The following is a 9,566-nucleotide window of genomic DNA, read 5'->3' on the forward strand; positions in this document are numbered from 1 at the left end:
TCATCGGTGTCTTGATCAATCCCGGGTGGATTGAGTTGACCCGAATTCCGCTGGGCCCCAACTCCAGAGCAGTGGATTTCGTCAGACCGCGCACAGCGAACTTGGTGGCCGTGTAGCCGTGGCAGGCGATGGTGCCGGCCATCCCCTCGATCGACGAGATGTTGATGACCGATCCGCGCCCGGCCGCCTTCATCGGTGCCACGACCGCCCGGATACCGAGGAAGACGCCGGTCAGGTTGATGTCGAGAATGCGGTGCCACTCCGAGAGTTCGTACTCCTCGATCAGGCCGACGTTGATGATGCCGGCGTTGTTGACCAAGATGTCGACGCCGCCGAACGTTTCGACCGCAGTGGCGACGACGCGCTGCCAATCGTCGGGTTGGGTGACGTCGAGGTGTACGTAACGGGTCGCGCTGCCAACGTCTTTGGCGACCGCTTCACCTTCGGCGTCCAGTATGTCGCCGAAGACCACCTGGGCGCCCTCGTCGACGAGTGCCCGAACGTGCGACGCGCCCATTCCGCGCGCGCCGCCACTGACGACGGCGACCTTGCCCGCCAACCGACCTGCCATCGATTCCTCCTGCTGAAACGAGGCGACGAGAGTGTCGCCCAGCGAGGCAGCCTAGCGGCCGGGCCGGATTGTCTTGCCGGTAATCAGAAAAGCACGCTGTCCGCAATTTGCAGCTGTGTCCACAACGCTTCCAGGCTGTTGACCATCGAATCTTGGATAGTGAAGTATTCGGTCATTCCGTCTGTTATCGGCGCACCCGCAGACGCGATTTCTTGCGACGTCAAGCCGAGGTACTCGAGGTGGTCGGAGTACATACCAAGGTCGTTGACGCCACCGTCGTAATTCGCCCAGCCGTCTCCGGACAGCGAATAGACCTGCGTGGGGAAGAAATTGTCGGGCGTAGTTGCGCCCAGCACGTCACCGGCCCCGAAGTCGTTGAAAGCTTCGGTGACCCACGGCTGCAACCACGTTGGCAGCGAGTCGATGTACGTATTCAGAAACCCGCCCTCGGCAGAGGCACTGTCACCCACCATGACGAAGTCCAGGGCACCCGGAGGAATGCCGTCGGCGTGAAGCTGCTGTTCGGCCATGCCCATGACGACGTCGCTTTGGGAGTAGCCGAACACGTACAGCGGACTATCGGCGCTGATGTCGCCGTTACCGCCGTCCCATTCCGCCTCGATCGCTTGCACCAACTGGGCCTCGCCCTGGCTGACCGCATCGTTTAGTGTGCCGCCTTGTACGACCTCCGGCATATCGAGCGTGTTGACGTTGCTGTAGTCGGGGAGCAGGTCGAAGCCCGAGTGTTGGAGGTACAGATTCGCGGCGGCATCCGCGAACTCTTGGTTGTCGACCGGGATGATGACCAGTGCTTCGTCGACCAATTTGTAGTCGAGGTGTTGGACATTCTGTGTCGGGGTGAGATAGGCCGCTCCGGCCAGGAGTGTTGGTGCGGCAAGAAGAGTTGTAACGACCGCATTCTTCATTCTTAGACTCCGACACCGTGACAGGTCATCGCGGAACACAAATCCATTCGGTGCTTCCGATCTCGAGCTGCAAGCTCTTTCTGGCGGGCGGATATTGCTCGATGCACGAGCCAGCCTTGGGGCCGAATTCCAGCTGGACTCCGTTGTCGTCGACCTGGCCTGCCCGCGTGCTCGCGACAACGCGATGTGGCCGGGTGCAGCCACTGGACGCGCACCTGCGCGAACCGACACGTCGTGCGGAAATAGGGGTGATACTCTCCCCTGACCCTGGGCGTCGAAGTCAGTCGCGGAAGACGACGGACCATACGCTAGTCCGTTCTTGTCCAGTTGGTCGGCGGTCTGAGAAATTCACAGCTAACGCCAAGCGGCCGTGCGACGCCGTCGCGACCTAACGCCCTTAACTAGTTGAGCCGGCTCGAAATTCCTCCTCAACCTTCTTGCCGAGATCGGCGTCCACGTTTCTCCAGTACTCAAACACCCGCGACAGGACTGGTTCCTTCACACCCTTGGAAATATGCCCAACGATGTTGTGCACCAACCGATCCCGCGCATCGTCGTCGAGTACCTCCCGCACCAGGGTTCCGGCCTGCCCCCAGTCGTCGTCTTCTTCGCGCAGTGTGTAGGCGGCACGGATCATCTCGCCGTCGGCCTGCCAGCGCACCTCGGCGACGCGTGCTGGGTCGGCGTGCGGGCCACCATAGGAGTTTGGTGCGTACACCGGGTCCGTGACGTTTTTGATCCGCATCGCGCCGTCTTTCGAGTAGCTGTTGACCTCCACGTGCGGCGTGTTGACCGGGATCTGCTTGTAGTTGGTCCCCAGCCGGGCGCGGTGTGCGTCGGCGTACGAGAAGCCGCGGGCCAGCAGCATCTTGTCCGGGCTCAGCCCGGTGCCGGGCACGATGTTGTTCGGCTCGAACGCGGCCTGCTCGATCTCGGTGTGGTAGTCGGTGACGTTGCGGTCGAGCGTCAGCTTGCCGACGTCAATCAGCGGATAGTCGCTGTGCGGCCACACCTTGGTCAGATCGAACGGGTTGAACCGGTAGGTCTTGGCCTCCTCGAACGGCATGATCTGCATCTTGAGTGTCCAACTCGGGAAGTCACCACCCTCGATCGCGTTATAGAGGTCGCGTTGGTGGTAGTCGCCATCCTCGCCGGCCAGTTGATCGCCCTCCTCTTGGGTCAAGAAGTCGATGCCTTGATCGGTGATGAAGTGGTACTTCACCCAGAAGATCTCGTCGGCGGCGTTGATCCAGCTGTAGGTGTGGCTGCTGTAGCCGTTCATGTGCCGCCAGTTTTTGGGGATGCCGCGGTCGCCCATCAGCCAGGTCACCTGGTGTGCGGACTCCGGCGACAGGCTCCAGAAGTCCCATTGCATGTTGTTGTCCCGCAAGTTCGTTGCCTGCATGCGCTTCTGGGAGCGGATGAAGTGCTGGAACTTCATCGGGTCCCGGATGAAGAAGACCGGAGTGTTGTTGCCGACCATGTCGAAGTTGCCCTCCGACGTGTAGAACTTCAGCGAGAACCCGCGCGGGTCGCGCCAGGTGTCTGGGCTGCCACGCTCACCGGCGACGGTCGAGAAGCGGATCAGTGTGTCGGTCTTGGTGCCCGGCTGGAAGACCGCGGCCCTGGTGAACTTGCTGACGTCGTTGGTCACCTCGAAGTGCCCAAAGGCGCCGCCACCCTTGGCGTGGGGTTGGCGCTCCGGGATGCGCTCCCGGTTGAACTGGGCCATCTGCTCGATCAAGTAGTGGTCCTGTAGCAGGATTGGACCGTCCGGCCCGACCGTCAGCGATCGCTCGTCGCTGGGCGCGGGTGCGCCGCCATCGGTGGTGGTGTAACGCTCAGTCATGAAGTACCTCCTCGTCGTGCAGCGACCCGGGGGCTACAGGGCCACCGTCTTTTAGTGGTACCCGCAACGAGCACGAAATATCGGCCTTCAACTCACGGAAGTCGGTTCGCTCGATCTTTGTCCCGACGTGCGCGGGCCGATTGCCGGTCGGGAGATGAACGTCCTCCGATGATCGGTGCACAGCACGAGCTCTGCCCGGACACTTTGGGGCATTGAAGCCCAAATGATTAGAGCCGTACCCGCTCAAATACAAAGCGGATACGGCTCCTTTGTCGCGCGAGGTGGGTTAGATAGCCCGAACCTTACTGGCCTGCGGACCCTTGGCGCCCTGCGTGACCTCGAATTCCACCTGCTGGTTCTCTTCGAGGCTGCGGAAGCCTCCACCGTCGATCTCGGAGTAGTGCACGAACACGTCCGGACCCTCCGTTTGCGCGATGAAGCCGAAGCCTTTTTCAGCGTTGAACCACTTCACAGTTCCCTGTGTCATTTTGTATCTTCTTTGTCAGGATTCCGATCCGCGCCATGCAGATCGGCAGCCGAATGATCCGGCGGCTACTTCTGGCTTGCCCTGCAAGGAGAAAGAGACGCCCGCACCAAGTTTCTGCGCGAGCGTGTGTAGAACACGAACACTTAGAATTTCGACTCCCTACATACTACGCGATCAGCTGATGGAGTTTTACCGGCCTCGGGTACGTGGCCGGGGCACTCGTCCGCGGAACAACGGCCCCTGCGCCCACAGCACCCGCTTGTCTGTGCGCTAGAGGAGGTTCCCGTGGCCGGATCGCGGTCGGGTTATGCGACGCTCGCGGTGCCGCTCACCGCCGCGTCATCGTGGCGGGATGCTGCCATGGCACGGTGAGCTCGTCGCGATCGCCCAGTGGGTCTCCGGTCAGCGTCGAACTGAAAGTCGCGCAGTCAACCTATCCTGCCGGAACGCCGCCGCAGATCAGTATGGTCTTGCACAACAACGGTTCTGGCCCATGCGCGCTAGCGTCGGTCGCCGATGGATCAGTCGATGTGGTCTCGGTTATGCGAGACGGGACGGCAGTGGTCGGACGACCCCTGCGGCCAACGGAACTGCGGGCCGGTTGGTTTGACGCTTCCGGGGACGGCGCGCGCTTGCCCGCGAACGCGAGTAGCGTGCGACTTCATGGGAAATTGGCAGCGGCGCCGCCTCGCGATCGGCGCGTGCGCAGTCTTGATCATCGGCGCCTGCCACGCGACCCCGGGGCCAGTGCAAACAAACCCGCCGGGCGCACCGCCGGCGACTACCACGCCCGCGGGAGCACCGAAGGATCTTGCGGCCGCCACCGCTGCGGCTCAACAAAAGGCGGATCGACATGCATCTGGTGACTTCGCCGGCGAGTGGCTCTTGTTCACAAAGGATCTGCGCGACAACATCACCCAGCAAGCGTTCGTCGAGTTCTCTCAAAAGTGTTCTCCCACCGGATTAGTGATGAAATCGTCCGGTGGCCGGATGGACAGCCCCGAGCGCGCGGTGATTCACTTTGAGACCATGGGCGTCACCCACGCCGTCACGATGATCTACGAATACGGTGGCTGGTACAAAGAGCCCGACGAATTTCTGCAGGCCAATTTCGGCAAGAATGGCAACGACCTCATCGCGGTCGATCAGGCCGCCGGCCACTGCGAAAGCCAGTAGACGACGCTTTGTGGACCACACCAATACATCAAACTGCCAGCGTGTTGGCAGGTGCGGCAGCGCCGCCCGCCGCGATCGCGGTGGCACACTGACGGCTATGCGCATGGCCGATGCCGACGACCTGGTTGCCGTTGACGTGTTCAACGCCGCCCAGGTCGCCGGTGAGCCGGTCAGCATGACGCTAGTCAGGCGGGTGGTCGATGACCTGCTCACGCATCCGACAGAATGCGGCTGCGGACACTGCGAAGCCGCAGCGGTCGCGCGCGTCAAAGATGTTTGGGACATCGCGTCCGGTTGGCAAAAAGCAGTAGCCAGTGACATCAGCAACCGCGCAGCACGATAACGCCGAAACCCCTACGTGCAGGGCCCCAGCCAGAACTTTTGGGCTGTTTAGAACATCACGTGCGCATCAAAGCAGTTGTCCCCTTTAGTTTTTCAAGTCGACTTTGCAATCGGGTACAGGACCGCGAGCGAGCTCGAGTCACGTCGACTTCACACCTTGACGGCTTGGGCAGTAACGTGTTTAGGTACCGATGCACTTAATCTCGTGAAGGTGAAACGAGCTGTTATCTATGAGATGATCTGCGGCACAAGCTACTTCGTGTCGGGATACTCACTGCGTCGCAGACGGTTCGAGTCGGAACTCGGAGCGCTTGTCCAGTACATCGAACGTATGTTCTAATCAGTCTCGCAGCCAGCCCGACCACCGCGGGCGATATTCAGGAGGAGAACGCCACAGCGATGACCGTAAACACTTTGACAGCAGAAGCGCCACACGCCCACTCCGACATTCGCGACGCGAGGGTTCCAGCCGTCGAGAGCCCCTCGCCTGACAGTAGGCCGGTGCTGGACCCTGAAGCGTCTGCCGAGAAGAAGCCGACGAAAGCCCCGGCCAAGAAGACGGCCGGCAAGAAGACCAAGACTCTCGAGCTGACTCTCACAGTTACCGGCACCGCCGACGGCGAGTGGCGCGCGGAGCTCAAGCAGGGCACCAGTTATCTGGCCCGCAATCTCGCTGTCGCGGCCGCCGCGGTCTCCCGGGCAGCAAAGGAATTGCATGAGGACCTCTCCAACCCGATCGACGAAGTCATCGAAGAGGCGCGCTCCCAGCAGGCCGCCAGGGTCGCCGCCCTCGAAGCCGAACTAGACGCCGCCCGAAAGGCCCTCGCAGACTTGGACTCAGCTCCCTGACCACCTTGCGATCTACGAGCTCATACGTGCTTTAAGGGGACTCGCCGGTCTCAGCCGACAGCAACGCCGACAACGTCTCGCGCAACTCTCCGAATCGGCGTTCTCCCAACACATTGCGCCAACGCTTCTCGACTTCGAGGGCGTTGGAACGCATCACGCGCAATGCGTGGCGGCCGCGGGGCGTGAGCTCGATGATCCGCGCCCGCGCGTCGGAAGGATGCGGCCCTCGAACGACATAGTCGTTCCTTTCCAGTGCGGCCACCGCCTGAGCCACCGCCTGCCGGCTGACTCTGAGCCGGTCAGCCAAATCCGATGCGTGCAAACCGCCGGCCGCCAGCGGTACCAAGGCAACCGCTTGCCCGGGCCGGATCCCGTCGAGACCGGCCGCCGCGAACGCCGCCCTCAACCGAGGCGCTCCGGACGCGGCCACCAGATTCACCAGTGCCGGCACCGAGGGCTCCCACTTGGCGTCTCGCACAGCTCGCATGGCCCATCAGTGTGCCACCTACATCGCAATTGACAAGTTACTTGTCAAATATCGATCAAACTGCCACGATGAGGACATGCAATTTCGATCCGTTCGAGCACTTGTCGCATGTCTCCTCGGAGCCTCGGTCGTGCTACTCGGAGGGTGCCTCGGTGGAGGTCACGCGCTCGGAACACCGGGTGCGGGGTCGATCCCAGTAGGGCAGTCAACCCAGACGATCGACGTCGGCGGGGTCAGCCGAACCTTCCATGTGTACCGCCCGCAGGGGCTGAGCGACGGCGCCCCGCTGGTGGTGATGCTGCACGGCGGCTTCGGAACCGGGGCGCAGGCCGAACATTCCTACCATTGGGACAGCGAAGCCGACGCCGGCCATTTCCTGGTCGCCTACCCTGACGGCGTCATGCGTGCTTGGAACGCCGGGAGCTGTTGCGGTGAGCCGCAGCGCACCAACGCCGACGACGTCGGGTTCATCACCGCCATGGTCGGCGTCATCGGGCAACAGATCCCGATCGATCGGGCGCGTGTCTATGCAACGGGCATGTCGAACGGTGCCATGATGGCGCTTCGCTTAGGTTGTCAGACCGATACTTTCGCGGCGATCGCCCCAGTGGCGGGCACGCTGCTGACCGATTGCTCGGGAGCACGACCGACATCGGTGCTGCAGATACATGGCACCGCCGACGACAGAGTTCCCTACAACGGCGGGCCGGGTAAGGCGTTCTCGGCAGATGGGACGGCTCGTGTCGACGGCCCTTCGGTGGAGGCCGTCAACGCGACGTGGCGTGGGATTGATGGCTGCGGACAACCCAATTCGACTACGGCCGGGAGCGTGACGACCCAGACGGCCGGGTGCGCCGACGGGCGCACCGTTGAATTGATCTCGGTGACAGGTGCAGGCCACCAGTGGCCCGGTGGCGAGCCGAGCCCGCTCGCGCAGCGGATCGGCAACATGCCGGTACCGTCGACGGCACTCAACGCCACCGACACCATCTGGCAGTTCTTCGCCACGAATCGTCGGTAGCGAGGCCGCCGTCACCTCTGGGCCTGAATGCAAACGGGCGGTACCCACGTTCGACCGGCTGGAGGCCATTGATGGTGTCCGTAGCGGCGGCAGCTGTCGACAGATACGTTGGAGTACCGGCTTCGAGAGGGCGACGAGATGGGTGAGGCGACGACCGATCTGGTGAAGCTGCCGCCCAGACTGCGGATGCCGAAAATCGTTCAGGCCCTTGCGTTCGTGGCCGGCCGCGACAGGGCGGTCGGGGCACTGGCCCGGCGGTACGGCACGGCCTTCACGCTGAACTTGCCGATCGTCGGCGAGGCCGTGGTGATCAGCGACCCGGCCCTGATCAAAGACCTGTTCACGACCAGCGGCGACCTAGTGGGCAGGAGGCCGTCGAACGGCCTGGGCAGGGTGTTTGGCCCCGGATCGACTTTCAGTCTCGACGGCGATGAGCACCGTGAGAGGCGGAAGTTGCTGGTCCCGCCATTTCACGGCAAGCGGATGCACGGCTACGAACACATCATTGACGAAGAGGTGATGCGCGAGACCGCAGACTGGCCCGAGGGCCGCGAGTTCGAGACTCTGCCCTCGATGATGCGCATCACGCTCAACGCGATCCTGCGCGCGGTATTCGGCGCTGAGGGTGCCGCGTTCGAAGAGCTGCGTGAGTTGCTTCCCGCTATGGTGCTGTTGGGTTCGCGGTTCGCGATTCTGTCTTCGGTAGTGCGGCGTGCTCTCGGCGCACGGGACCAGTCAGCGCGATTCCAGCTCTACCGCAGGCGTTATGACGTCTTGATCGACGGCCTGATCTCCGACGCGCTGGCCGACCCGACATTCGAGCAGCGCGGCGACGTGCTTTCACTGATGCTGCGGGCGCGCTATCACGATGGCTCTCGGATCTCCAATGAGCACATCGCCGATGAGCTGCTGACGCTGTTGCTCGCCGGCCACGAGACCACTGCAACAACGCTGGCATGGAGCGTCGAGCGGCTGCGGCGCCATCCCCGGCTGCTGACGCGGTTGACCGAAGAAGTCGATGCCGGAGGGTTCGAGTTGCGGCAGGCAACGATCCAGGAAGTGCAGCGGACCCGGCCGGTTATTCGGTTTACTGCTCGGATGACGAAAAAGCGGATTCGTCTGGGAAAGTGGGTGATCCCTGAACGCGGTGCAGTCGTCGTCAGCATCGCGGCGGCCCACGCATCAGAGCAGAACTTTCCCGATGCGGACTCCTTCAACCCGGACCGGTTTCTCGGCGGCGCGCCGAACAACTACACGTGGATTGCGTTTGGCGGCGGGATTCACCGCTGCATCGGCGCCGCGTTCGCCAATATGGAGATGAATGTGACGCTGCGCACCCTGTTGCGTGAATTCGAATTCGGCACCACTTGCGCTCCGGGCGAGCGGTATCACTCGCGGGGCGTGGCCATTGCGCCCAGGCGGGGTGGCCGCGCCGTCGTATACCGCCGACCGCCCGTCAACGATCAGCGCTCAACGGGATCGACGAAGACCGGCTGCTCCCCCGACATTCCGGCCACTACGGCCGCGACCTGATTGGGCTTGCCGATCAAACACCGGCAACGCGCAGTGACGTGGCCCGCGGATCATGAACGTTTTCGTACGTCACACCGTTCGTGCGGATGCCCGGAACCATATCGCCCGGATTCGCGGCCTCGCTGAAAAGTCTGGCTGGACGTTGACCAAGACACTCTTTACCTGACAGTAAACTGCCATGGGCACCGCATGCCTTCTTCGGCGCCGTAGGCGCGGACGGATAGGACGGCGCGCTGCGACGACGCAACTTCAGGGTGCCCTCCCGCAAGCGACTGACATTCGATCACGCGAGATTCGTTGTCCCCGACAGCATCGCGCTCGAAAA

At 62.7% G+C, this 9,566-nt stretch carries 10 protein-coding genes; 5 read left to right on the forward strand and 5 right to left on the reverse strand.

From position 1 onward, the window contains the following. The 4 genes from VN856_RS12785 to VN856_RS12800 all read right to left on the reverse strand — a co-directional run. On the reverse strand, positions 1 to 571 hold a 571-nt coding region (locus VN856_RS12785), incomplete at its 3' end, for an SDR family NAD(P)-dependent oxidoreductase (RefSeq protein ID WP_325689528.1). Positions 572 to 654: 83 nt separating this feature from the next. Then, on the reverse strand, positions 655 to 1,497 hold the full coding sequence (locus VN856_RS12790) for a PE-PPE domain-containing protein (protein WP_325689530.1): 843 nt from the start codon (positions 1,495 to 1,497) through the stop codon (positions 655 to 657). Positions 1,498 to 1,894: 397 nt separating this feature from the next. Next, entirely contained in the window at positions 1,895 to 3,346 is a 1,452-nt protein-coding gene (locus VN856_RS12795; RefSeq protein ID WP_325689532.1) for a catalase, read from the reverse strand. A gap of 286 nt (positions 3,347 to 3,632) precedes the next feature. After that, the gene (locus VN856_RS12800; RefSeq protein ID WP_325689534.1) at positions 3,633 to 3,833 is read right to left on the reverse strand and encodes a cold-shock protein; all 201 of its coding nucleotides are present in this window, start codon (positions 3,831 to 3,833) and stop codon (positions 3,633 to 3,635) included. 711 nt (positions 3,834 to 4,544) lie between these two features. Here VN856_RS12800 and VN856_RS12805 point away from each other — a divergent pair. The 3 genes from VN856_RS12805 to VN856_RS12815 all read left to right on the forward strand — a co-directional run bounded on the left by VN856_RS12805 (position 4,545) and on the right by VN856_RS12815 (position 6,200). After that, positions 4,545 to 5,009, forward strand: a complete 465-nt coding sequence (locus VN856_RS12805) for a hypothetical protein (RefSeq protein ID WP_325689536.1) — start codon at positions 4,545 to 4,547, stop codon at positions 5,007 to 5,009. Between the two features lie 97 nt (positions 5,010 to 5,106). After that, a complete protein-coding gene (locus VN856_RS12810; protein ID WP_325689538.1) occupies positions 5,107 to 5,352 on the forward strand; it encodes a hypothetical protein in 246 nt (81 codons plus the stop codon). 398 nt (positions 5,353 to 5,750) lie between these two features. Next, a complete protein-coding gene (locus VN856_RS12815; RefSeq protein WP_414686942.1) occupies positions 5,751 to 6,200 on the forward strand; it encodes a DUF6319 family protein in 450 nt (149 codons plus the stop codon). A 31-nt stretch (positions 6,201 to 6,231) separates the two neighbouring features. Here VN856_RS12815 and VN856_RS12820 read toward each other — a convergent pair whose 3' ends face one another. Then, positions 6,232 to 6,687 (reverse strand): MarR family winged helix-turn-helix transcriptional regulator, encoded by a 456-nt coding sequence (locus tag VN856_RS12820; protein ID WP_325689542.1) that lies wholly within the window; start codon positions 6,685 to 6,687, stop codon positions 6,232 to 6,234. Positions 6,688 to 6,763: 76 nt separating this feature from the next. Between VN856_RS12820 and VN856_RS12825 the strand changes: the two genes are divergently transcribed. After that, positions 6,764 to 7,708 (forward strand): alpha/beta hydrolase family esterase, encoded by a 945-nt coding sequence (locus tag VN856_RS12825; protein WP_325689544.1) that lies wholly within the window; start codon positions 6,764 to 6,766, stop codon positions 7,706 to 7,708. Positions 7,709 to 7,846: 138 nt separating this feature from the next. After that, a complete protein-coding gene (locus tag VN856_RS12830; RefSeq protein WP_325689546.1) occupies positions 7,847 to 9,241 on the forward strand; it encodes a cytochrome P450 in 1,395 nt (464 codons plus the stop codon). The last annotated feature ends 325 nt before the right edge of the window (positions 9,242 to 9,566 follow it).

The organism is Mycobacterium sp. (assembly GCF_035603715.1).
Taxonomy (GTDB): domain Bacteria; phylum Actinomycetota; class Actinomycetes; order Mycobacteriales; family Mycobacteriaceae; genus Mycobacterium.